The following is a 25258-nucleotide window of genomic DNA, read 5'->3' as shown; positions in this document are numbered from 1 at the left end:
ATTAGAATTTTATACATTTATTAATCTACTGTATTTATTTAGAATTATGAAAATCTTATTCATTATTCGTTATTAATTATTTATTATCTATTCATTTATTACTTATTATTTCTTCTTTCAAATTCGTCTAAAAGTTCATCTAAACTGATTTTTTTGTAAACTAATAAAAGAAGTATATGAAAAATCAAATCTGCTGATTCATGAACGAGATTTTCATTATTTTTTGAAGCTATTAATACTTCAGCGGTTTCTTCACCTATTTTTTCAAGAATTTTATCTTCAGCTAATTTCGTACTGTTTTTCATCATATTTGAAGTATATGAATCAATAGGGATATCTCTTCGACTTTCTAATGTTTCATAGACTTTTTTAATAATGTCTTCATTGTTAGCATTGTTATTCATGATTTTCCTTCTTTTTTTTTAAATGATTTAATCTTTTAATTATTTGATACTATTTGATAATACTATAATATTTTGATGAAATATTTTAATTGGTATTTTCATTAGTATTTTTATTATTACTTTTTATTATAGAAAAATTAAGAAAGATATAAAAAATAAAAGAAATTATAAAAGAAATAGCACTAATTATTTTTGAATTTCTTCATTTTCTTTAGCCCAATGTTTTCCAGGTTTCATTTTTTCTGGAGTTTTCTTCTTTAAACTTTCAGTAATAGCTATAAGTGGATGTTGAGCATCATCAATAACTTCAATATCATCAAAGTTATGTATTCCAGATTTATCAGCTGTTTTTTCCATACCGAGTTCTAAATCCTTTTTTAAATCTATGACATAAGAATCAATTTCATTACAACCTAAATTTCTAGCTGCTACAGCTCTATGATGGCCATCTACTAATATCCACCTATTTCCACTTTTAACAACTATGGCAGGTTCAGCTAATCCTCTTTTTAACTCATAAGTACGTCCTTCAAGCTCATCAGCATAAACTTTATCTTGTGTAGGGCGTAAATCATCTGTACTAACTTTTTGCCGTTTTAAATTTGTTTTAATTCCATATAATTGTTCTAAGGTTTTTTTGAAATAATTTACTTTAGTAGGTGTAGAACGTTCTATATGGGATCTGACCATATCGGTATTGGTTATAATTCCATTAAGTCTCCCATCTCTTCCTACAACAGGTAATCTGGATATTCCTTGTCTGAACATTACTCTTGATGCGTCATTGATAGACATATCTTGTTGTGCAACTACTACCTCAGTTGACATAATGTCTTGAACTAACTCTTCCCATTCTTTTAACAGAAGATCAAATGCAGTAACTATTCCGACTATTTGTTCATCATCATCAATAACTGGGAAACCGTCGTGCCCAGTTTTTTTCATTAATTTTATAACATCTGCATTAGGAGTATAAGGTTTTACACTAATAACATCCTTTGTCATATAATTTTTTACCAAAGATCTACTACTCATTCTTTTATACATCCTTTTTGTTTTATTGTGTCTATTTTTTCCTTAACCGTTTATATAAATTAATAATCATCTTTCTTATTTAATCAATGGGCTATTGATTTTTAAGCTGATTTATCAAGTAAGCTTTTTAATATTTTAACAGTTTCTCCAGGATCTGCTTTTCCACGAGTTGCCTTCATAACCTGTCCAACTAAAAAATTTAATGAAGCCCCTTTACCTTCTTTATAATCTTTTGCAGCTTCAGGATTATTATTGATAGCATCTTTTGCAGCTTCGATTACTTCATCATCCTTTACAACACCGATTAATCCTAATTCCTCAGCTATTTCTCTTGGAGATTTATTATTATTTGGCATATTTTCAATTATTCTTTGACCTGCTTTTGTAGTAATCTCTTTATTTTGAAGAAGATTTAAAAGCTCAACAATATTTTCAGAACTTATTCCACTATCTTCAAAATCAAGTTTATTATAAGTTAAAACTCTTTTAAGTTCATCTCTCATCCACATAGCTGCAAATTTAGGATCTGAAGATTTAACTACTTCTTCATAAGCATTAGCTAATTCAAGTTCTGATGTTAAAGTTTTAGCACTTTCTTCATCAATTCCATATTCTTCAATAAATCTTTTAACTTTGTTGTGTGGTGCCTCAGGCATAGCTTCAGCTACTTCTTCTAATTGACTTTCTTGAACTTTAATTGGAGGCAAGTCAGGATCAGGTATAAATCTATAATCATCAGCATCTTCTTTAGTTCTCATAGCTACAGTTATCATTTGAGATTCTAAAAATGCTCGAGTCTCTTGTTTAACTTCAACACCTCTTTTTATGAGGTTCTTTTGCCTAATCATTTCGAATTTAAGCGCTTTATAAGCTCCTTTAATAGAGTTAATATTCTTTATTTCTGCTCTATTTCCACCTTCAAGAGATATATTAACGTCTGCTCGCATTGTTCCTTCTCCACGAGCGCATTCGCTGTAATTTAGAACACGAATTAATTCTCTTAAGAAAGTTCTAGCTTCTTCAGGAGAATGCATATCAGGTTCTGTAACAATTTCTACAAGAGGGATTCCAGATCTATTAAAGTCAACTATTCCAAAATCTGGTTTGAATTGTCCCGGATCTTCTTCCATATGAATCTCTCTAATTCTAATACCATTTAAATCCCCTTCATATCCAATAGGAACAGAAGTTCTCTGATATCCTGAAGGTAAATCCGGATAATCGTAATGTTTTCTCATAAAATAAGTTATATTTTTGTCTATTTTACAATTTAACATTAGAGCTATTGTTAAAGCATTTTCAAGAGCTTTTTCGTTAGTTGGAAATGGTTTTGCTCCTGGCTGATTTAAGCAAACTGGACAAATATTTGTATTAGCTGGAGCTTCTTTGTAATTAGTAGGACAATCACAAAATAGTTTTGAGTCTGTTTTTAATTGTACGTGAATTTCAAGTCCACATTTCATGTCTATGGTAATTCCTCCAATAATTGGAAATAAGTGATTATAAGATTAGATTTAATAATATAAGCTTAATATAACTTTTAAATAAGTTTAGATAACCATTCTATCATGATTTATCATCAGCTTTTATTGGATTAATTTATTCTTAATAATATTCTATTTAACTATTTCATAACTTATATATATTTCCAATATTTTGATAATTATTAACATAATTATTAACAAATTTCAATTTTTTATATTTAAATATTTTATTAATTTTTTATTTTTTTATTAAAATTAATTTATTAAAATCTATTTAAATTTATTAGCTAATGCTTCATTGATGTATCTTTTTATATAACTATCTAATTCTGAGTTAAATGTACTGGTAAGGGATCCTAACTGTTTTTCATTGGTAAATGTACCTTTCAATTCTCTACCTGTCCAATGAACTTCTTCTTCAACTCTTTTCCCATACTTTGTCCCAAACATTTTAAATAAAGGGAATTTTGTTATTCCATTAGCTCCAGAAAGGATTAATGGACCTATATTAGCTAAATTATCAGTCCATGTTCCACAAATAATTTCAATTTTTGGGAAAGTAAGTCTTATTGTTGCTACAACTCCTGCATAATATAATGAAGCTGGTTGGGATGAATTTTCAAATTCAGTTCCTTCATGTGGGTTTAATGAGTAGAATATTATTCTATCTATATCATGATCTTTTATATAGTGAATTAAATACATTATGTCATCTGGAGTTTCTCCTAATCCTAATATGATTGTAATAGCTCTTTTAAATCCAAGATCTTTAGCTTTATCTAACATGTTTCCTATATCTGTTAATGATTTACTAGGACATATTTTATCATGTAATTCAGGATTGGATGTTTCAACAGCTCCTGTTACTCCAATTATTTCTTCACCATATTCTTCTAAATCATCTGTTATTCCTATATTTAACCATACTCCTTCTTCAGTTATTTTATATATGTCATTAGCTATTGATTTTATTTCTTCTGTTTCAAATGAATCATAGCCTCCAGATAAAAATTCAATGTTCCAACCAAGACGTTTACACAGTTCAGCTTCAGCTAATATTGCAGGAATTCTTCTTTTAGCTTTTTTAGGATCTTTTATTTTGTTTTTTTGAGTGCTCATATAGCAAAAGCTACAATCTCCTTTATCACACCACCAAGATAAAAATATAGCTCTTTCTAGGGTTATGGTATTATAACCTTCTTTTTTATTTATTTTTTCAGCTTTAGCTATTAACTCTAAGTTTTCAAAGTTTTTTATTTTATCTATATAATTCATATCATTTCCCTATTTAAAATTAACTTCTATTCTATTATTTTATTATCTATTACTCTATTATCCTATTATTATATTTTCATATATACTTAAATTATATTTTTATAGGTTCTTAATCGGATTATAATTAATTTAATGATAGATTTTTTATATATTTAAATCTGGGTATTATGTATATATTAGTTTAATATCTGAGTTATATATTTAATAATAAAATTAATTATATTTTTAATTATATTTTCTCATATTTACTATTTTTATTATTTATATTATTTATCTTAATAATAGGGAATTGATAATATAATATGAATATAAATATAAATATAATTGCAATAGTATATATTCTATAAAATATAAAATAAATAAATAATTTAATCTTTCTAAAATAAATTAAATCTATAACTTAAGGATATGAAGGGATTTTATGGTATATTGCAGATATTGTGGTGCTCAAAATAGAGATGGGGATTTTAGATGTTCCAATTGTGGCAAACCATTAAGTTTAATGCCGAATGAGCCAAACCATAATACAAACTTCTCTTCAGATAATAATCAAAACTTAAGAAATAATGATTATAGGGATAATCCTAATAATCGTCATACTATTAAGGATAAATATTTAGAAAGAAATCATAATAGTCAAAACAATCAGAATTATAGACAAGAAAATCAAAATAGCAATTTTAATCAAAATTATCAGAGTCAACCAAAAAATCAATATTATCAAGATCAACAAAGAAAACAAAAACAAGAATATAATAGTTATCAAGATCAACAGCACCGTGAAAATCAATATGATCAATATAATCAACAGCAATATCAAGAAAGTTACCAAAATCCTCAAAATTATCAAAATCTAGAAAATTCTAATAATTTAAATAATTATGAATTTAATCAAGAATATCAGCAAAATTATGTAAATAAACATAAAAATATTAATAAATCGGCTGTTGAATGGGATGTTGTAATAGCTACTGCTTTAATGGTGATTATTTTATCAGCTATACTTCAAAGAATCTTTCCTTTCTTTGCTATTTTCATAGCATTACTTATAGGTCTAGCATACATTTTAGTAGCTACTAAATCAAAAGCAAGTCTTATAAAATCAATACCTCTTGCGGTTTTAGCTATTTTAGCTATTTCTGCTTATTTTAGTCTTTAATATCGTTCAATTTCATTAAAAAATTAGAAATATTAAGCTATTTTTCTCAAAACTGGATTTAAATATAGTTTATATTTTTTATTAATTGATTTAATTATCAAAAGGTTTATATATAATGATTATCAATCTATGTAATGCTGTTTAAAGTTTGATTAATTTTAGACATAAGCTATTATCATGCCCGTTTATAGGCGTGGGTTTTCATATGCCGTCGTAGCTCAGTAGGTAGAGCGTTCGGCTGTTAACCGATTGGTCACAGGTTCGAGCCCTGTCGACGGCGTTTTTGGGCCCATAGCTTAGCCAGGTAGAGCGCCCGGCTCATAACCGGGCGGCCATGGGTTCAAATCCCATTGGGCCCATCGATAAAAGCTATAAATCAACTATTACTTACATAGATTAAATAAATTCAATTAATATTAGATATTTTTATCTAATTTTTTGTACTTGCTCCGGTGGTGTAGTCCGGCCAATCATTTCGGCCTTTCGAGCCGAAGACTCGGGTTCGAATCCCGGCCGGAGCATTTTTTATATTTAATCAGGAATTTGTCTTTTTATTATACAATTCTGTGATTTTATATTTTCATATTCATATATTTCATAATATAATTAATTATCTTTAATGATCAAGGGATATACCTCCTTTTAATCAAAAGCGGGGGTGCCCGAGCGGCCAAAGGGGACAGGCTTAGGACCTGTTGACGCAGGTCTACCAGGGTTCGAATCCCTGCTCCCGCATCAATTTTTAAAGATATTGAATTATTTTTATTTGTTATCAATGCCGGGGTGGGGTAGGCGGTTATCCTACGGGACTGTGGATCCTGCGACTCGGGTTCGAATCTCGGCCCCGGCCCCATTTTTATCTATTTTTGTTAAATAAATCTGTTTTTATTATATTAAATATTTTATATATTTTCAGCTTTATTATATCATCTAAAATAAAAATGACTATTTATTAATTATTCAAAAATAACTATTTAGTAAATAATAAATATTATATTATTTAATAATATTTTTAAGATAATACTTCACAAGTCTTTATTTTAAAAAAAGATAATTATATATATTAGTTTTTACAAACAACTTAATGTTAAATCATATCAATGTTTATGATAATAAGATAAGATTTATTTGATAACTGTTATCTATGCTTTTTTTCATTATATTATCTTTGTTTTTTTTAATATAATGCTAGTTTAGATAGACTATTGTAGTAACTATTTTATTTTTTTAAGTTATTTATGATATGTTAGTTATCATAGTTTAAGGAGGTATTTTATGAACAATAAGTTTATAGCTTTAATCATTGTTATAATAATAGCCGTTTGCGGAGTTTCAGCTTTTTTGTTAACTCAAGATAATATTAATAATAATGGATCTAGTAACGGTACTATGGCGGGAAATAATACTGGAAATAATACTATGGGTAATAATACAACTAATGTTATTCCTTCAGGAAATACAAACAATAAAGGAGTAACTGATCAAAATGGAGTAATTGCTTCTTTAAATGGTCCTAAGTATTCTGCTCAAGGAAAAACAGTTAATTTAGTTTGGAAAATAACAAATAATGGTAGCGAAACCATTCAAAATGTACAAGCACAAGATCAATCAAATTCCCATGATTTTGGAAATATAGCACCTGGGGAGTCAAAAACATTCACAGCTTCTCTAAATATTCCTACTTTAGCTCAGGTTAAACAGGATTTTGGTCCAGATGCTACTATTGCAAATCCATTTTCTATTGGTGGTTTTTCTGTTACCTATAGTTTGAATGGGGAAAATTTCCAATTTAATTCAAACTCTCTTGATATTCGTTTAGTATGATTATTTAAGAGCATTTTTATTTTTTTATTTTCCATTTTTTTATTTTATTTTATTTTTATATTTAATTTTTATTTTATTTTTTCTTTATTTTTTCTTTTATTTTCTAATTTTTGGTTTTGATTTATTCTATCTAATTTTCCTTATTTATATATGATATTGATATTACTTTTCATGACCTTGGAAAATCTTAAAGTATATATTAAATTATTATATTGTATATAATTGAATATTGGATATAAATAGATTAACAGATAATATAATTTAATATATTAAATAATTTTATAACAATTATACTATAGAATATTTATAGAATTTTTATTAAAATTTATTAAAATATATTTTAACATATTAAAAATATTAAAATAATCTATAAAATAGCTACTAGAAATGGATAATATTTAACAATGTTTGTAAGTGTTTTGATAAAATGCCTAAAAAAGGTTCAGCAGAAGAAAGAGATTTAGTTCATAAACTTTGGGATAAGAATTTTGCAGCTATGAGGGCTCCAGCTTCTGGAGGTGCAACAAAAAGACCTCTGCCAGATGTTTTAGCTGGGAATGGGAAAGTATATTTAGCTATTGAAGTTAAAACTACAACCAAAGAGAAAATATATATTGATTCTCCGCAAATAGATGCTCTTTGTGAATTTTCTGATATTTTTGGTGCAAACCCATATCTTGGAATAAAATTCAAGTATACTAAATGGTTATTTTTACCTCCTGAAATAATTGATAGAACTCGAAATAATAATTATAGAATAGAAAAAGATATTGCTTTAGAAAAAGGATTAGAACTTGATGAAATAATTGGTATGGCTAAACAAGTTAAATTTTAATATAATTTCAATAATTTTAATTTAAGTAATTTTAATAATTTTATTATAAAATTAATTTTATTATAATTATAATATAATTATTAATGTAATAATACCTATTTTTTAACATATTTGATTAGCTAATTAGCTATATTATATATTATCATTATAATATCATTATAATCATCTCAATCATTTTATAATAATGTTTTTAAAAATCATCTTTAAAATCAAAGTTATGCTATTATTATACAAAAGTTTAAATACTTAATTGGACAAAAATTCTGATGTTGCCAAGGTAGCTTAGCGGCGAAGCGGTGGACTGCAGATCCATTACACGGGAGTTCAAATCTCTCCCTTGGCTTTAGATGTAATATCAAATATTGATATTATCTCTTTTTTATATTTGTGGGGTTATAGTGTAACCTGGCATCATCTGGGACTCCAGTTGTCTTTGAAGAAAACTAACGCGTAACTGACAGTATGATGATCAACATCATATAGTATGATGATCGATTGGAGTACTGAGACATGAGAAATCCCAGGATAGGGGTTCAAATCCCTTTGACCCCATTTTTATTACTTTTTTTAACTATTTATTAACTACTAGTTATCTATATTAAAAATATAGGAATTTTAATTTAGCTATTAATGGTATTACTCATAATTAGCCCATTAACTGCTATAATTTATAGATATTTTTAATTATTAATTACATCTTTTCATAATCTCAAAAAGAAGAAATTAACTGAAAAGAAGAAATAATTAATTATCATATTTACACTGATTATTTTAAGACATATCCTCTAAAAATTAGGACATATATTAAGACATATTTTTTATATGAAAATTGTAGATATTAAAGAAAAAATATGGTGTTTTTTGTTGATATTATAAAAATTCTAAGATATGTAAAAAATTATAAAATAAATATTATAAAAAAATAAGAAATTTAGTAGAGATAAAAAAATTAAAATCTCTTTTTAATAAAAAATAAATTAATAGGAAATTAGCTTAATAAAAAGCTATTTGAATAAGCAATGAAGTGACTTATCAAATCTTATTTATTTCTTCTTTTTAAACTTATTCCTATTGTGGATATTAATACTATTAGTAATATTAACACGGGAATTCCAGTATTTTGCATTTTTGCATTAGTTTTGTTGATAGTACTAGAATTATTTGTTCCATTTGAATTAGAAGAATCTGGATCTTTTGGTGGTTTAGTTGGGTCTAAATCACTTGGCTCTTCAGGTAACTCTTCATCAGGTATTAAAGTCTTTCCCATGTTTATATTTAAAGCTATATCTTCAGCATCGGCGATTGATCTAAGAATAAAGTTGCCATTTGTAGAATTTATTAATATATTAACAAAATTATTTCTTATATCTCCGCTTACAACGGTTCCATTAGGTAATGTAATATTAACTTCAAAATAAGGTAATTTTGTTTGATCATTGTCCACTGGCTTATTAGTAGTCAATTTAAAAGATAAATTAACATTTTGATCAGTGAAATTTTTAGTTGCATTTGTTATTGTATTGTAATCATTTGCAGATAATTGAAGAACATACCAAGTATCTATTAAAAATCCATTATAATTAGTTATTGGAGAATTAGTTCCCCACCAATTAAGATTCGCTGTGTTATTATATACATTTCCTGAAACAGTCATCGGTTTTATGTTGTTATAAATCCTATTATAACTGATATCAATGTTATTAATTTCATCAATAGCATATAATCCAATACCTACACCATTTCTAACAATATTATTGCTGCTAATATTACTACCAGTTATTTTACCATATAAATATATTCCTTTTTCAGAATTGTCTAATATTTCATTTCCTGAAATATTGGCAGAATTTCTTAATAAAATTCCTACTACATTACCAATTATATTATTTTGGGTTATATTTATATCTTCATTAGTTCCACCACTAGTATAGATACCTGCATAACCATTGTTGTTTAAGATGTTATTTTTAATGAGTGTGTTGTGAGTATTTTGTAGATATATTCCACTGTTGGCGGAATTGGAAATGTTATTGGATATGATTGTATTATTTTTATTGGTTCCAAATTGTTCAGAAAGCCAAATTCCTCCTCCTCCAGAGTTTGTGATATTGTTTTTATTAATCTTATTGTTAGTTGAATTAGTTATATATATGCCATAATAGTCATTTTTATTTATGTTATTTTCCTCAATATTAACATTATGAGAACTACCATAAACTATACCATAAACTAAATTTTCACTAATATTATTTTTTGAAACATTCACATTAGAAGATTTTGAAATAGCAATACCATCGCCATTAGCAGAAGATCCTGGATTTCTTCCATTTTTAGTAATATTATTTTCTTTAATAGATATATTGTTTGAATTTCCTACAGAAATCCCAGTACCGGTATTTTTAGAAATCTCATTTTTATTTATATTGGAATTATTCGAATTAGATAAAACAATCCCTTGTCCATACCCTGAAATTTCGTTGTTACTTATATCACCATTACTATTATTGAAATATATTCCATTTGAATAAGAATTATAGCTTCCAGATGATTTTAAAGTATTATTTTCAACGGTTGCGTTTTTAGAATTGTTGTATTCTATTCCAGTAGTATTATTGATACTAGCTGATATATTGTTATTAGAAACTTTGGAATTATTGGAATTATTGAATTTAATAGCAGTTGAGTAGTTATTGAAGTTAATTCCTGTAATATTAACATTATTCGTATTATCAATTGTAATTGCAGTTGTTTGTGAATTTCCAACAAAATTTACAATTCCTTGTGTAATTATATTGACTGAATTTTTTATAACAAAACTAATATTAGAATAAGTTCCTTCATTAAATATTACAGTATCAAAGTCTGATATATTAAATCCTCGAACTATATTTCCATTAAAAAAATCTGAAATTTCGTTATTACTCCAGTCATTACTCTCAATATTAACACTAGCGGCTGATAATGAGTTAAGACTTGAAAATACAACTAAAATAAAGAATATTACTATAACGTGCCTATTATTAATCAATTTTATCAAATTCCCCCTGATTATTTAATTTTTTTTGTTTATAAATGTAATTATCATACTTTTTATTGCTATTTTTAGCATATTATATAATTTCAGTGACAATTTTAATATTTTATTGATTTTTTATACAATAATTATTTGAAATTAAATAAACCACATATTTTTTATGATAATTATTTAATTGTATAATATCTTCGAATAGTAATGAGTATATTATCAAACTATTTGTAATTATACAAAATATTATTTATGGGGTTGTCTATTATATAAATGTTTTTACTAGTTCATTATAAATCGAACAAAATCAAAATTAATTTTAGTTTATATTTTTTTAAAAATTAATTCATCAAAATAGCTCTTTAATTTTAAATTAAACCATTTAAATTATTTTATATTTTTAAAATTTGTAATATTTTTAATATTTTTAAAAACAAAAAAATAAAAATAGTATTTGAATAGATTATGAAAATATTTATTAATATTAAATGAGAAGTATACTAATATTATAATATTTTGTTTTTAATTATTAATTGAGATATTCTAAGTAGTTATACACTTTAATATCTATTTTTAATTATTAATTACAACTTTTAAAAATCTCAAAAAAAGAATAAAAGGAATTGAAAGATGATGAACTTTTTCAAAAAACCGATATGAAATTAATGTAATTAATAAAAATAAGAAAAAATAGTTATTAGTTGTATTTTTATTTCCTTTTTTAATTGTGTATAATTATAAATTACCAACTTATTTTCAATAATACACTTAAAGAAATTAATAATATTGAATTATTTATTATTAATAAAACTCCTGTTCCTGGACCAAATCCTCCATGGAATAATGAGCTTAATGTTAAAAACAGGCTTTGTAATAATAGAAAACCTGAAAATATAATGAGTCCTATGTTGAACTTGGATTTTATTTCTTTATAATTTTGATAATACATATAACTTAGGGCTATTAATAGACATATATTTGCTATGCCTATAATTGAAGCGATATTAAATGATAATGATTCTATTGCAAGACTTACTGCCATAATTTCACCTTTAAATATGATTTATTTAAATATTTTCATTTATTTTTTTTATCTTTCGATATTTTTCCAAATTTCTAAAAAGTCTTTATAATTGTTTTCCATTTTTTCTGTAAGAAAATATAAATTTCCATATTTTTCCTCACCAGAAATGATTATTTTATTATCTTCTAAAACTTTTAAATGATGTGTTATTGTTTTGTAATCTAGATTAAGTAGTTTTGACAGCTGATTTGCATTATAGGGTCTTTCATTTAGAAAATTAATAATTTTCGCCCTATTTACTCCTCCCCGTGTTCCTGCAATAATATACCACAATAATCTTTTCATTTTATCCTCAAAAAGTATTCTTTAAGATAAATTTTATAGTTAATTATTCTTTATATTAACTAATTATTATATTTTCTATTTACTGATACTTTTAATTGTTTGATGTTTTAGATGGTTGGTTTATATTTTCTATTACTAGAATTTTGCAATTTTTTAATGCTTTTAAGTTTTATATTTTAATAATTATTTGAATATTTAAAATATAATATTAAAATCGTTAAAAAAGCTATAAAATATGTTATTATCGTTATTAATGGATAAACTAAACTTGTTTCTGGTAAAATTCCTGCTATTCCTAATACAATAACTTCTGGAACAGCAAAGGGAGATAAATAACATTTATCCCAATGAAATGCTGCTAAATTTGGTATTATTCCGGCAATAGCTATTATCATTGGAGGAATGAAATCTTTAAAAATTAAAGTTAACCACATCATTAATGGTATAATTACAATGTTTGTTACTCCTGCTAACATGATGTAGCTACTATAATCTATTATTTCTGTACTAGTTATTGTAAATCCTAGTAAATAAGCACATATAATATTAGTTATTGCCACACATGCATATAAACCTAGAACTAATAGAGATACATAACTCATCTTGGAAAGTATGATTTTTAACCTCGAATTTGGTGAATTTAATAAATTTTCCATTGTGTGAGATCTATATTCATAATATATTGAATTTATTGAAATAAATGCAGTAATCAGTGGTCCAATCAACATCATGAAAAATGAAATAACTCTTCCAAAAAAGGAATGCCATGTATAAATTCCCTGAATTATTAAGTCTTCTCTAACAATAAATGTTCCAATAGCTATTATGATAAGTGGTGAAATCATACCTAAAAGTCCTAATGTAGTTATATAACTATTTTTGTACTTTTTATGTTCAGTTTTTAATAAATTTATCATCTAGTCACCTTTTTTTGTGAGATGATTATCAGCTATTCCTAAAAATCTCTCTTCTAATGTTTTTAAATGAGATTTTAAATTATACACTTCTAAATTATTTTCAATCATCTTTTTATTGATCATTGAATTGTGATTATATTCACAATAAATCTTTAAAGAATCATTTTTTTTCTCAAATTCAAAATTTAAACTATTTAAAATTTTTTCAGCTTTTTTATTATTGCTAGTTTCTAAAATTAGGTAATTTTGTTGGTCAATATCTATAGAATCAATATGTCCTTCCATTATTAATCTTCCATTATCTATTATTCCAACATAATCTGCTATTAATTGTATTTCACTTAATAAATGACTTGAAACAAGTATTGTAATTCCTCTCGTTTTTGAAAGATTTTTTATTAATCCTCTCATTTCAATAATTCCCATGGGATCTAATCCATTTGTAGGTTCATCAAGAATTAAAATCTTAGGGGAATGTATTAGTGCATTAGCTATTCCTAATCTTTGTTTCATACCTAGTGAAAATGTTCCAACATTTTGATTGTCTACTTTTGATAATCCTACAATATCTAATGATTTCTCTATTGATTTTTTATCTGTATTGAATAATTCACAGGTTATTTCAAGATTTTCATATCCAGAAAGATTATTATAAAATCCCGGAGTTTCTATTATAGCTCCAATATCTTTCAAATAACTAATATCATTTCTATTAACCTCTTTTCCAAATATTTTCACTTTTCCAAGATCTGGCTTTATCAAACCCATAATCATTCTAATTGTTGTTGTTTTTCCAGAACCATTTCTTCCTAAAAATCCATAAACTTTACCTTCTGGAACTTTAATTTCTAAACTATCTACTGCAGTAAAATCTCCATATTTTTTAGTGAGACTTTTACTTTCAATAGCATATTTCAATTAATCACATCCTTTAATTTAAAATATTTACTAAAATTAAGAAAAAGCTTATTAAAATATAATCTTTAACTTAACAATTAAAATATGGATTTATATTTAATAAAAAGATTTTCCAACTTCTTTACAACCTTTTTCCATAATTTTTTCCATTTTTGACCCAATTTATTTCCAATTCCATTTTATTATAAAATTATAAATTAATATAAAATTAAAGAATTAGGAATTGGATTATGAGACAATGAATTAGAATTATAATAGTTAATAATAATATAGAAAAAACATAGAAAAACATGACAAAATCAGTTGGAGAAAATTTTAGTATTGAATATTTAAATAAAAAATAAGGGTTGTTAATATAGATGTAAAAGCCATCATTGATAGAAAATCTGATATCTCTAAATTTTTAGAATATTCAGTTTTTTAGTAAATTTTATATTGTTTATTATTTTAATATATTTAAATATAAATTATTTCAAAATTATTTATAAACTATTTTAAAATTATTTTTAAAATAATTATTCTATCTAAAATAATTATTTTAATTTATTGTGGTGATCTTATGGAAAAGATAAATGATATTGTGTGTATTGAAGGTTTTGGAGCTGATTCTAACTGTTATTTAATTGGAAACATTTTAGTTGATACTGGAACAGGTAATAATAAAGAATATCTGCCTCAAAAAGTTCAAGAAGCTGGTTTAGCTATTAATGATATAGATATGATTGTTAATACTCACTGTCACTTTGATCATGTAGGAGGGAACTATCTTTTTCCAAATTCTAAGGTAGCTATTCATGAAAAAGATGCTAAAATTCTTCAAAGTGATGACAGTCCATTAAATGCAGGTTTTCTTTTTGGAAAATCAGTAAAAAGACGGGATGTTAATGTTAATTTAAAAGATGGAGATAAAATAGCTAATTTTGAAGTCATTCATACTCCAGGCCATACTCCTGGAGGAATTTCTCTTTGGGATGGTGAAGTGTTAATTTCAGGCGATACTGTTTTTGCAAATGGTGGGTTTGGAAGATTAGATATTGGTGGAAATTCTCAAGAAATGAAAAATTCTCTTGAAAAGCTTTCAAAACTAGATGTTCAATATCTTTTGCCAGGACATGGGCCTTGGACTAAAAATGGAAAAAGACATATAGAGTTAGCTAAACAGATGTTTTCTGGATATTAATATTTATTAAATTTTTATATCTTTTTCTAAAAAGTAATATTTAAAATATTTAGTGAGATATTATTGTATCAAATTTGGATTTGTTTTAAAAATAATTTTAGAATAATTTTAGAATAGTTTAAAAATAGTTTAGAAATAATTTAAAAATAATTTAAAAATAGTTTAAAAATAAATCTTATGATGTTTAAGTTAATAGGATAATAAAATAAATAATATATTAACCCATGAATTTTTTTGCTGCTTTTTTAAAGGAACCTCTTTTCACAAGGATGGAAATCTTATTTCCTTTATTTAAAACACTATCTGGTTTCGGTATTACTAATTTACCTCCATGATAAGTAGCTATTATCATGTAATCTTCTGTTGGTGAGACTTCAGATACTTTTTTTCCAGTCACTTTCTCATTTTCTATAATCATATCAAGAATTTCAGCATTTCCTTTTCCAAATGCAGTTAAATCAGCAACATTGGGGCGGGTTATAATTTTTTCAAGGAAACCTGCTGCTGTTATTTCAGGACTTATTACATCATCTATTCCTACTTTTTTAAAAGCTTCTTCATGGTCAGGATTACTAACACGAGCTATTATTTTAGGTATGTCATAATCTTTAACTAAAATACATGAAAGCAAGTTAGCTTCATCATTTCCAGTAGCTGCAACAAAAAAATCAGCATCTTGTATATTAGCTTCTTCTAATGTTTTTGTATCAGTACCATTACCACAAATTACTAGGGCATCTAACTCTGAAGCAGCATTATTACATAAATTTTCACTATTTTCGATTAGGGTAATATCATACCCATCATTTACTAAAAGATCTGCAAGAGTGAGCCCTACACGACCTCCGCCCATTATAACAACATACATTTGAACACCTTTAAATAAAAATTAATATCTAAAATAATATATATTTTTTTATTTATAAGTCTTTCTAAAAATATATATTATAATTCTATATAATCTAATAAATCACTAAAATTAATTAATCAATTAATTAATATAACAATATATAATAAAATATATTAAATATGCTTGATTTGATGGTACATAGGAATATAATTATTTTTAAAGATTATTAAATTATATGGGCTTCTTTGAAGGGATAAATATTTTAAATAATTCTAATCCACTTCTTATAAGAATAAGTACAGGTATTATTTCCAATCTTCCAATCCACATATTAAATATAACTACTATTTTAGCTATTAAAGGGGTAGATGGTGTAATAATTCCAGTACTAAGTCCTACATTACCTTGAGCAGAAGATATATCAAATAATGAATTGATTCCATCATAACCATAGAATGTTAAGACTAACCATCCTCCTAAAAGGAATAATATATAGATTGAAAGATACGAACTTGCTTCTGTTACTTCAGAATCACCAATAGCTCTTCCAGAAGATTTAATCTTTACAATTCTACCTTCTGGAGAAATATTATTGATAATATTTTTTGATAATCCTCTTAAAATTGTTATAATTCTTGATAACTTAACTGCACCAACAGTAGAACCTGCAGCACCACCTATTATCATTAAACTAATTATTATTATTTTGAAAAATCCTGGCCATGCAGCTGTAGCAGCTACACTATCAATGCTTGCTCCTGTTGTGGTTATGGCTGAAACAACATTGTATACAATATCCATAGGTATCAAATTTGTTGCAAAGTAAATTATAATACTACTAACTGCGATTAATCCAATCATAGCTATAAACTGAATATCTTTAAATATGGCTTTTCCTTTTGTTTTAAAGACACGATAATGAGTTAAAAAGCTTGTAGCTCCTAAAATCATTATAAGCATCGAAATCATATAAAATAAATTATTATTGTAGTATCCCATGTTTAAATTTTTAATGGACATTCCACCAGTTGAAATTGCAGTAAATGTATTATTTATTGAATCGAATACTGGCATTCCAGCTATTATGAATAATGCAATACCGATTGCTGTATAAATAAAATAGATTTGAAGAGTTTTTTTCAATGTGTTTGCTATACTTGGCTTGATCCTGTCTTCTCTAGCTTCTGATTTATAAAGACGTGAAGCAGCTGTTCCAGTATAAACTAATGTCCCGATTACTATAACAACAATACCCAAACCACCAATCCACTGCTCAAGGCTTCTTAAAAAGAGTATTGAATTTGGTAAAGATTCTACATCTAAAAACATGGTAATGCCAGTTCCAGTCCACGCTGACATATTTTCAAAAAAAGCATCTATAAAAGAAATATCTAAACATAATACCATTACAAGCCCACCAATAAAACTAGCCCAAAGCCAAGCTAAAGAAGAAATTAGCATAGCATGTTTTATTGCCATCCTAGGGCGTTTAACTTCAATTTTAGTTAGTAAAGTCCCTATTAAAATAGATAAAATAGCAGGAATCACAAATCCAATATAAGCTATATGTTCTTGATATATTAGAGCTACTATTAAAGGAATTAATACAAGTATTCCCACACCTTGCATAATCTTACCAAGGTATTGGCCTACAATATAGATGTCTCTTTTACGAATGTATCTCATCAATTATCATATGATTTATTGGTATATAAAATTTATTAATTTTCAATAAGTATTATTATTAAAATATTAAATATTCAATTTTCAATAATTTTAATAATATGTATAATTATTATGTATGGGATGATTATAACATTCAATTACCTGGAATTATGAAATATTTTATGGATATATGTATTAAAAGGAATAACTTTAAAAAATAAAATTTTAATAGAATAATCCTTTAAAATAAAAATTAGAGGATTAAAAGTTTAAATAGATATAATTTTGAGAAAATATAGTTTAAATTAAGAATAAATTAAGAATAAATTAAGAATAAATTAAGAATAAGTTAAGATTAAGTTAAAAATAAGTTAAAAATAAGTTAAGAATATTATTAAGCATATTTTAGAAATATATTAAAAATGTGTCAAAATAAGAAATCGTGTTTATTTGTTAGTAATTAAATTTTAATTAATAAATAATTAAATCTAATAAATTATATCTAATAATTATTTTATTAGTAAAATAATTATTGGACAAATTACTAGATAAAAAAAGAATTTTATTAATAAATAACATATACTGCTTTAAATAATAAGTATAGCTATTTATTAATTGTCATAAACCAATAAAGTAGTATTATTCTACTATTTCACCGAAAGCAAATTTTCGGCGGGTTGCATTGACTTTTACTTTTACTTCTTGACCAACTTCGGCTCCAGGAACGAATATAACAAATCCGTCTACTCTAGCAATACCATCGCCAGATTTACCTTGGTCTTCGATTTTAACATCATACTCTGTGCCAACTTCTACGGGGCAAGAGAATTCTTCTTGTCTATTATAACTATCTTCAAACATTTTAATAACACCTAGTTTTGGACAAGGTTTCCCTAAGTCCGTAACATAATGCAAAAGTAGTAATAACATAAAAATTCATCAGACAACCAATTTAAATTTAAATTTTGTAAATAAATAATTATTAAAAAAAGTATGAAATTAATATTCAATTAATTAAAATTTGTATTCTAATAAATTAAATTAAAATTAATATTCAAATGTATTTTTAATGAAATATTATTTTTAAATAAATTTAATTAATTTAGAAAAAACCATATGTTTTATATTATCTATTTTATGCATTATTATTACAATGATTTTTAAGATATATAAATTTAACTAATTTTTCAAAGTTTTTTTATATATTTTTTATATATATTATAATAATAACATGTATTGTTTTATAAAACCTGAACAAAAATATTATTTTAAAACTATATATTATTAATAATATTAATATAATAATAAGTTGATTTTTTATCTTATTTTTATCTTATTTTTATCTTATTTTTATCTTATTTTTATCTTATTTTTATCTTATTTTTATTTTTTTTATATATTTTTTATAATATTTCTATATATTCTATTTTTACTTTTATTTTTAATATTATTTTACTATTATTTTTTACATTATTTTTATATATGATTAGTATTATCAAATAGTCAAATTAAAATATGATTAAAATATAATTAAATAAATATAATTTGGATATAATTTAAGATAATATATATTTAGAATTAAGATATCTATATAACATACTCGGATAAAATATTTAAATAGAGATAATTGAATAAATTTAATAAAATATTTTAATAAAATAATTTTAAATCAAATAATGGTTTTTTGAAACTTATTTTGATGGAATTAGGAATTAATTAATTGTGATGTTATGAAACATAAGACAATAATATTTTTATTAATTGGTTTAGCTATACTGGCTGTTATGCTATATTTTATAGGAATAGATCAAGTTATTGATGCACTTGAGTTAGCTAATTTCTGGTTTATTCTGTTGGCGATAATTATGCAGATATTTACATATTATTTATTTGCTCTTAGATGGAATATTGTAAATAAAACAGCTAATATTAATATTAGTATTAAAAATTTGTTTCCAATGGTTTTAGTAGGTTTAGCTGTTAATAATATAACTCCTAGTGGACGTGGTGGAGGAGAACCTGTTAGAGCATATATCCTGGCAAAACAATCTAATAATCCTTCTGAAGAAGCTTTTGCAACAGTTATAGCTGATAGGGCTTTGGATACTTTTCCATTTCTTCTTTTAGCTATTATAACTATAATTTCAATGATTTTGTATTTTTCACTGAGTCCCTTAGTTCTGACAATCCTTATTCTCTCTGTTATGGGAATAACAGTTGCTTTAATCCTTTTAATATATATGTCAGTTAATCAAAAAGCTGGAAAAAAGATTACAAAATGGCTTGTTAAAATAATTAAGTTTTTCTATAGAAAAATCGATCCAGAAATATTGGAGCAAAAGGTTATTAAAGCTATTTCAGGGTTTCAAAAAACTATGAAATTAATGCTTAAAGATAGGAAAATACTTTATCATGCACTTCCAGTTTCATTTTTAATTTGGTTTACTGAAATCCTAAGAGTATTTTTAGTTTTTCTTGCTTTTGGAGCAACTGTTGATCCAATACTTATTGGTGAAGTATTTATAGTAGCTAGCTTAATTGGTATGATTCCTCTTCTTCCAGGGGGACTTGGTGCTGTTGACGGAGTTATGATATTATTCTATAGTTCTGCTGGAATTTCTCCATCAATAAGTGCAGCTGCTACTGTAATTGAACGTCTTATTTCTTTTTGGATGACAACAATGATTGGGTTAGCTATATTGCCTCATTATGGGGCTTCTGTTTTTGATAAAATTAATAGTACTAGTATTAGTGAAGAAGAAACAGTTAAAGAAATTATTGATGAATTAGATTACATGGAAGATAAAAATGATAAAAAAGATATTGGAGATGTTAATAAAGAAAATATTGAAAATATTGAAGATAAAGGAGATAAATAGAGAATTTTTTGAGGATATAAATAAATAAAATAAATAATATAAAGAGAATAAAGGATATAAGAAAGATAAGAAAGATAAAAAAGATTAGAATAAAAATTTTAAAAAAAGAAGAATTTTAAATATTGAAACAATCTTCTGTTATCTAATTTTTTTTTTTTTAAATGTTTATGATATTTAGAACAATCCGCTGTCGTCTAATTTTTCTTCCATTAATTTTGTATATTTTTCTAATTTTTCTTTAATTAATATTGTTATTAAAAATGATACAACTGGGTATATAGATAATATTATAATATTATATATATAATTACTCCAATAAATACCGCCCATAACTTCCCTTATAGCTCCAATACCATATGTTAAAGGTAATAATGAATGAATAATCTGGAAAAATTGAGGAAGTAATTGAATTGGGTATGTTCCTCCTGTTGCAGGAATTTGAAAAACAAGTAGAACAATAACAAATGCTTTTCCAGAATTTCCAAGTGTTGAAATTATCGAATATATAGTTATCATAAGACATAATCCAACATAAAATGTTGTAATTATAAATAAAAATGTCGAGCTAATGTTTAAATTTAATAGCAATAACCCTATTATGATTATTAAGGATTGTAATATGCTAATTACTAAAAATAATCCCATTCTTCCGACATATATACTTTCAGAATCAAAATTTTGGATATTATTATTTAGAGATCTATTCATGGGGTTGAATGTTGATTTTGGTCTAAATCTTGTACTTACCATTGCAGATGTAATAACACAGCCTACCCATAATGCTAAACAAATATAAAATGGAGCTACTCCTTCTCCATAATTATCAATAGGATATAACTTTTTTTCTTTAACTTCAACAGGGCTTTGGAAATAGTTATCAATACTACTTAAATTTGCATTAGAAAATTGAGCTAATTTATCATAATTTATACTGTTAATTTTAGCTGTAGCTTCTTCAATATAGTTTTTCGCTATCGGCCAATTAGAATTTGCATAATCAACACCTTTTGATGCTATATTAACCTTATTGTTAATTGTTTCTTTATTATCATTAAGAATATTCACATTTTTATCTAATTGATTTATTAGACTATTAAGTTTGACTAAATTACCTTTATTATGGCTAACATCATCAATATTTTTCTCAATATCTTCCAAAACTGTTAATATCTTATTTGCTATTGATAAATCCTCTTCAACATCTTTTATTATAGGTTTTAAATCTTCATTATTTGTTAAATTGTATAAATTATTTAAATAAGCATCAGTAATTTTTAAAATTTGAATAGTGTTTGTAATTTTTGATTCCATCAGCTTTACAGTACTTAGAGCTTTTTGAGGATTAGATGAAATTTGATTGTATAAGTTATCATAATTATTTTTTAGACTGTATGTGTCTTTTTTTAGTTGGGGCAAGTCTTTATAGACATTTGACCAGATATTGCTAACAACTCCCATATCGTGTTGTCCATCACTCAAATATGATCCAATACTACTAGTTTTACTATTTAAATTGTTTAAAAAGTTTTTTAAATTATTAAAATTTTTTTCATTACTTTTAGCTATTTTCCCAATATCATACAAATTATTAAATATTATATCATCAATAGTTCTTGTTACCTTTGTATTAATTGCTGATTGGATATTATTTGCACTTGTATCTGTTATTCTTGAAGCAATAGGATTCATTTTGTCATTTGTAATAAATGTTATCTCAGATCTATCGGGATTTAAACTTTCAATTGATAATAGGGATTTACTAAAATTCGATGGAATTATAATTATTCCATAATATTTTTCTCTATTTAAACCATCCATTCCTTCTTTATAACTTACAAATTCCCAATTAAAAGTTTTATTTTCTTTTAGTTCATCGACTAACATATCTCCTACATTAAGATTTTCATTATTTACAGAATATCCTAAATCTTGATTTACAACAGCTATTTTTAAATTAGCTGTATTTTCATAGGGATCCCAGTTAGCTTCAATATTTACTATGGCATAAAGAGAAGGTATTAATATTATGGCTAATAAAACTATAAGTACTACTGGATTAGTAAATATAGTTTTCATATCACTCTTAAATATGTTTAAAGCTTTTTCAAGTCTCATTTATTATCCCTTAAATAAATTAATGTGTAAATATAATATAAAATGCAATAAAATACATTATAAAAATGTAAAATATGTTATAATATTATAAAAATAATCTGAATCAATCTAATTGGTATATATTAATTTTTTATTTAGCTTATAAATAATCTTTACTTCTTTTCTAATTACTACTATATAAAATTAACTTTATTATTAATAAAAGATAAAAATATTTATTAAAATTATTATATTTAGCTTAATTATCTTTTTAAATCTATTTTATCTAAATGATAAACTTATATAATTTTATAAATAATAATTATTAAATATTTAAATGATTCAATTTAAAATTAGCACTTTTACCCATATTAAGGATATTTTTTAAGACCAGATAATATTAATTTCATGAAATATAATATAAAATATGCATGAAAATAGGAAATTGATTTACTTTTTTAAGAACAAATAGAAAACTTTATTTTATAATAAATGAAATTTTAAACTGGTGAAAATATGCAATTAAATGGCGTAGATATAAAAGATACTTATGCAGAAGCTTTTGGAATAAAAGTTTCTAGACTACTTGTAACTGCAGCAACTAAAAAATTAGCTCTTGTAGCAGCTACTGAGGCTACTGGTTATGCTACTTCTGTAATCGGATGTCCTGCTGAAGCTGGAATAGATGGATATGTTTCTCCCCTTGAAACTCCTGATGGAAGACCTGGTTATAATATAATGATTTGCAACTCAAGTAAAAAACAGCTTGATCATGAACTCCTTGAAAGAATTGGAATGGGAATACTAACTGCTCCAACTACTGCAGTATTCAATGCATTAGGAGATACTGAAGAAGTATTAAAAGCAGGATTCAAGTTAAAATTCTTCGGTGATGGATATGAGAAAGAAGTAGAAGTAGGTGGAAAAACTGTTCAATCTATTCCTATCATGTCTGGTGATTTCTTAGTAGAAACCGAATTTGGAATGAAAGATGGTGTAGCTGGAGGAAACTTCTTTATACTTGCAGATAGTCAAATGAATGCACTTGTAGCAGCTGAAGCAGCTGTTGATGCAATATATGAAGTTCCTGGAACAATTACTCCTTTCCCGGGTGGAATTGTAGCTTCTGGTTCTAAAGTAGGTTGTAATAAATATAACTTTTTAAATGCTTCTACTAATGAAAAAATGTGTGTTACTCTTAAAGATGAAGTTGTAGAAAGTGAAATTAGAAAAGATGTTAATGGTATCTACGAAATTGTTATTGATGGTATTGATGAAGAATCTGTAAGAGAAGCTATGAAACAAGGTATCAAAGCTGCTTGTACTATTCCTGGTGTTAAAGAAATCAGTGCAGGTAACTATGGTGGAAGTTTAGGTGCTTATAAAATTAATTTAAGAGATTTATTCTAATTTACTAATTTATTTTACTTTATTTTTCTTTATTTTTATTTTTAATTTTTTTTAATTATTTTTACTTTATTTTTTAATTTTTTCTATTTTTGGTTTATATTTTTTATCAAATCTATTTATTCCTTATTTTTATAATTTATTTCTATTAATTTTCTTTATTTCTCTATATTTATATCATATTTTTATAAAAATTAAAACGATGATAGAATGATTTATATATTTTAATAACTAATCGTTTAATGAGGGTTTGTCAATGTTACTTAATGAAGTATTAGAATCTAATAAAGAATTTGTAGAAGAATTTGATGAGGTTAAACTATCTCATATGCCTCAAAAGAAGTTAGCTATTGTAGCTTGTATGGACACACGTCTTACTGATGGTTTTTTAGAGCAATCTATGGGTATTAATCGTGGAGATGCAAAAATTATTAAAAATGCCGGAAATAATGTCTTAGATCGTGATGTTATAAGGTCTGTTGCAGCAGCTATTTTTGCTCTTGGAGCAGAGGAGGTTATGTTAGTTGGACATCATGATTGTGGAATGGCTGGTGCAGATCCAGAAAAACTAAAAGCAAATATGTTAAAAAAAGGAATATCTCCTGATGAAATAGCTAAAATAGATATAAGTCAATGGATTGGAGCTATTGAGACTGAAGAGGCCAATGTTATAAAAGGAGTTGAAAAAATAAAAAATTCTCCATTTATTCCAGCTGATGTCCCAGTTCATGGCCTTATCATGGATCCAATCACAGGAAAAATAGATGTTTTAGTAAATGGATATTAATACATTAATTAAATCATCAATATATTAAAAATAATATTTTTTAGTTATTTTTAAATATTTTTATTTTTAATTTTTTATAATTTATTTTATTATTATTTTATTTTTGTGTTATTTTATTTTATATATTTTATTTTTAAATATTATTAGTTAT

At 25.1% G+C, this 25258-nt stretch carries 20 protein-coding genes and 7 tRNA genes; 14 read left to right on the top strand and 13 right to left on the bottom strand.

The window, feature by feature from the left end; all coding sequences use genetic code 11:
- Window positions 1–98: 98 nt before the first annotated feature.
- The 4 genes from hisE to KQY27_RS01155 form a co-directional block, all read right to left on the bottom strand.
- Entirely contained in the window at window positions 99–404 is a 306-nt protein-coding gene (gene hisE / locus KQY27_RS01170) for a phosphoribosyl-ATP diphosphatase (protein WP_224424744.1), read from the bottom strand.
- Between the two features lie 186 nt (window positions 405–590).
- A complete protein-coding gene (locus KQY27_RS01165) occupies window positions 591–1439 on the bottom strand; it encodes a CBS domain-containing protein (RefSeq protein WP_224424743.1) in 849 nt (282 codons plus the stop codon).
- Between the two features lie 101 nt (window positions 1440–1540).
- On the bottom strand, window positions 1541–2902 hold the full coding sequence (gene gatB / locus KQY27_RS01160; RefSeq protein WP_224424742.1) for an Asp-tRNA(Asn)/Glu-tRNA(Gln) amidotransferase subunit GatB: 1362 nt from the start codon (window positions 2900–2902) through the stop codon (window positions 1541–1543).
- A gap of 291 nt (window positions 2903–3193) precedes the next feature.
- Complete coding sequence (locus KQY27_RS01155) at window positions 3194–4198, bottom strand: radical SAM protein (RefSeq protein WP_224424741.1); 1005 nt, start codon at window positions 4196–4198, stop codon at window positions 3194–3196.
- Window positions 4199–4619: 421 nt separating this feature from the next.
- Here KQY27_RS01155 and KQY27_RS01150 point away from each other — a divergent pair, with 421 nt between their 5' ends.
- The 10 genes from KQY27_RS01150 to KQY27_RS01105 all read left to right on the top strand — a co-directional run bounded on the left by KQY27_RS01150 (window position 4620) and on the right by KQY27_RS01105 (window position 8568).
- Window positions 4620–5357, top strand: coding sequence for a zinc ribbon domain-containing protein (locus KQY27_RS01150; RefSeq protein WP_224424740.1), 738 nt, complete (start codon window positions 4620–4622; stop codon window positions 5355–5357).
- Window positions 5358–5564: 207 nt separating this feature from the next.
- Window positions 5565–5637 (top strand) — tRNA-Asn (locus tag KQY27_RS01145).
- A gap of 5 nt (window positions 5638–5642) precedes the next feature.
- Window positions 5643–5716, top strand: a tRNA-Ile gene (locus tag KQY27_RS01140).
- Between the two features lie 87 nt (window positions 5717–5803).
- A tRNA-Glu gene (locus tag KQY27_RS01135) sits at window positions 5804–5878 on the top strand.
- 131 nt (window positions 5879–6009) lie between these two features.
- A tRNA-Leu gene (locus KQY27_RS01130) sits at window positions 6010–6092 on the top strand.
- A 42-nt stretch (window positions 6093–6134) separates the two neighbouring features.
- A tRNA-His gene (locus KQY27_RS01125) sits at window positions 6135–6210 on the top strand.
- Window positions 6211–6632: 422 nt separating this feature from the next.
- Window positions 6633–7181: a hypothetical protein gene (locus KQY27_RS01120; protein ID WP_224424739.1), complete on the top strand. Its 549-nt coding sequence runs from the start codon at window positions 6633–6635 to the stop codon at window positions 7179–7181.
- A 427-nt stretch (window positions 7182–7608) separates the two neighbouring features.
- On the top strand, window positions 7609–8016 hold the full coding sequence (gene hjc / locus KQY27_RS01115) for a Holliday junction resolvase Hjc (RefSeq protein ID WP_224424738.1): 408 nt from the start codon (window positions 7609–7611) through the stop codon (window positions 8014–8016).
- A 271-nt stretch (window positions 8017–8287) separates the two neighbouring features.
- Window positions 8288–8359 (top strand) — tRNA-Cys (locus tag KQY27_RS01110).
- 46 nt (window positions 8360–8405) lie between these two features.
- Window positions 8406–8568: transfer RNA gene (locus tag KQY27_RS01105), tRNA-Trp, on the top strand.
- Window positions 8569–9055: 487 nt separating this feature from the next.
- Here the strand turns inward: KQY27_RS01105 and KQY27_RS01100 are convergent.
- The 5 genes from KQY27_RS01100 to KQY27_RS01080 form a co-directional block, all read right to left on the bottom strand.
- Window positions 9056–11044, bottom strand: coding sequence for a right-handed parallel beta-helix repeat-containing protein (locus KQY27_RS01100; RefSeq protein ID WP_224424737.1), 1989 nt, complete (start codon window positions 11042–11044; stop codon window positions 9056–9058).
- Between the two features lie 739 nt (window positions 11045–11783).
- Window positions 11784–12083, bottom strand: coding sequence for a hypothetical protein (locus KQY27_RS01095; RefSeq protein WP_224424736.1), 300 nt, complete (start codon window positions 12081–12083; stop codon window positions 11784–11786).
- Window positions 12084–12131: 48 nt separating this feature from the next.
- Complete coding sequence (locus KQY27_RS01090) at window positions 12132–12410, bottom strand: winged helix-turn-helix domain-containing protein (RefSeq protein WP_224424735.1); 279 nt, start codon at window positions 12408–12410, stop codon at window positions 12132–12134.
- Between the two features lie 176 nt (window positions 12411–12586).
- On the bottom strand, window positions 12587–13327 hold the full coding sequence (locus KQY27_RS01085) for an ABC transporter permease (RefSeq protein ID WP_224424734.1): 741 nt from the start codon (window positions 13325–13327) through the stop codon (window positions 12587–12589).
- Entirely contained in the window at window positions 13328–14245 is a 918-nt protein-coding gene (locus KQY27_RS01080; RefSeq protein ID WP_224424733.1) for an ATP-binding cassette domain-containing protein, read from the bottom strand.
- Window positions 14246–14804: 559 nt separating this feature from the next.
- Between KQY27_RS01080 and KQY27_RS01075 the strand changes: the two genes are divergently transcribed.
- Entirely contained in the window at window positions 14805–15425 is a 621-nt protein-coding gene (locus KQY27_RS01075; RefSeq protein ID WP_224424732.1) for an MBL fold metallo-hydrolase, read from the top strand.
- Between the two features lie 217 nt (window positions 15426–15642).
- On the opposite strand, the gene KQY27_RS01070 is transcribed toward KQY27_RS01075, so the two are convergent.
- The 3 genes from KQY27_RS01070 to KQY27_RS01060 all read right to left on the bottom strand — a co-directional run bounded on the left by KQY27_RS01070 (window position 15643) and on the right by KQY27_RS01060 (window position 18801).
- A complete protein-coding gene (locus KQY27_RS01070; protein ID WP_224424731.1) occupies window positions 15643–16293 on the bottom strand; it encodes a TrkA family potassium uptake protein in 651 nt (216 codons plus the stop codon).
- Window positions 16294–16506: 213 nt separating this feature from the next.
- Window positions 16507–17961, bottom strand: coding sequence for a TrkH family potassium uptake protein (locus KQY27_RS01065; protein WP_224424730.1), 1455 nt, complete (start codon window positions 17959–17961; stop codon window positions 16507–16509).
- 618 nt (window positions 17962–18579) lie between these two features.
- Window positions 18580–18801: a TRAM domain-containing protein gene (locus KQY27_RS01060; RefSeq protein ID WP_224424750.1), complete on the bottom strand. Its 222-nt coding sequence runs from the start codon at window positions 18799–18801 to the stop codon at window positions 18580–18582.
- An 869-nt stretch (window positions 18802–19670) separates the two neighbouring features.
- On the opposite strand from KQY27_RS01060, the gene KQY27_RS01055 reads away from it, so the two are divergent.
- The gene (locus tag KQY27_RS01055) at window positions 19671–20819 is read left to right on the top strand and encodes a UPF0104 family protein (protein ID WP_224424729.1); all 1149 of its coding nucleotides are present in this window, start codon (window positions 19671–19673) and stop codon (window positions 20817–20819) included.
- Window positions 20820–20993: 174 nt separating this feature from the next.
- Here KQY27_RS01055 and KQY27_RS01050 read toward each other — a convergent pair whose 3' ends face one another.
- Window positions 20994–22934 (bottom strand): YhgE/Pip domain-containing protein, encoded by a 1941-nt coding sequence (locus KQY27_RS01050; protein WP_224424728.1) that lies wholly within the window; start codon window positions 22932–22934, stop codon window positions 20994–20996.
- Between the two features lie 495 nt (window positions 22935–23429).
- Between KQY27_RS01050 and fhcD the strand changes: the two genes are divergently transcribed.
- Window positions 23430–24323, top strand: a complete 894-nt coding sequence (gene fhcD / locus KQY27_RS01045) for a formylmethanofuran--tetrahydromethanopterin N-formyltransferase (RefSeq protein WP_224424727.1) — start codon at window positions 23430–23432, stop codon at window positions 24321–24323.
- A 253-nt stretch (window positions 24324–24576) separates the two neighbouring features.
- On the top strand, window positions 24577–25107 hold the full coding sequence (locus KQY27_RS01040; protein ID WP_224424726.1) for a carbonic anhydrase: 531 nt from the start codon (window positions 24577–24579) through the stop codon (window positions 25105–25107).
- Window positions 25108–25258: the final 151 nt, after the last annotated feature.

Source organism: Methanobrevibacter sp. TMH8 (assembly GCF_020148105.1).
Classification (GTDB): Archaea; Methanobacteriota; Methanobacteria; order Methanobacteriales; family Methanobacteriaceae; genus Methanobinarius.
Note: the sequence above shows the minus strand (reverse complement) of the source record. Positions and strands in the feature narration are given on the sequence as shown.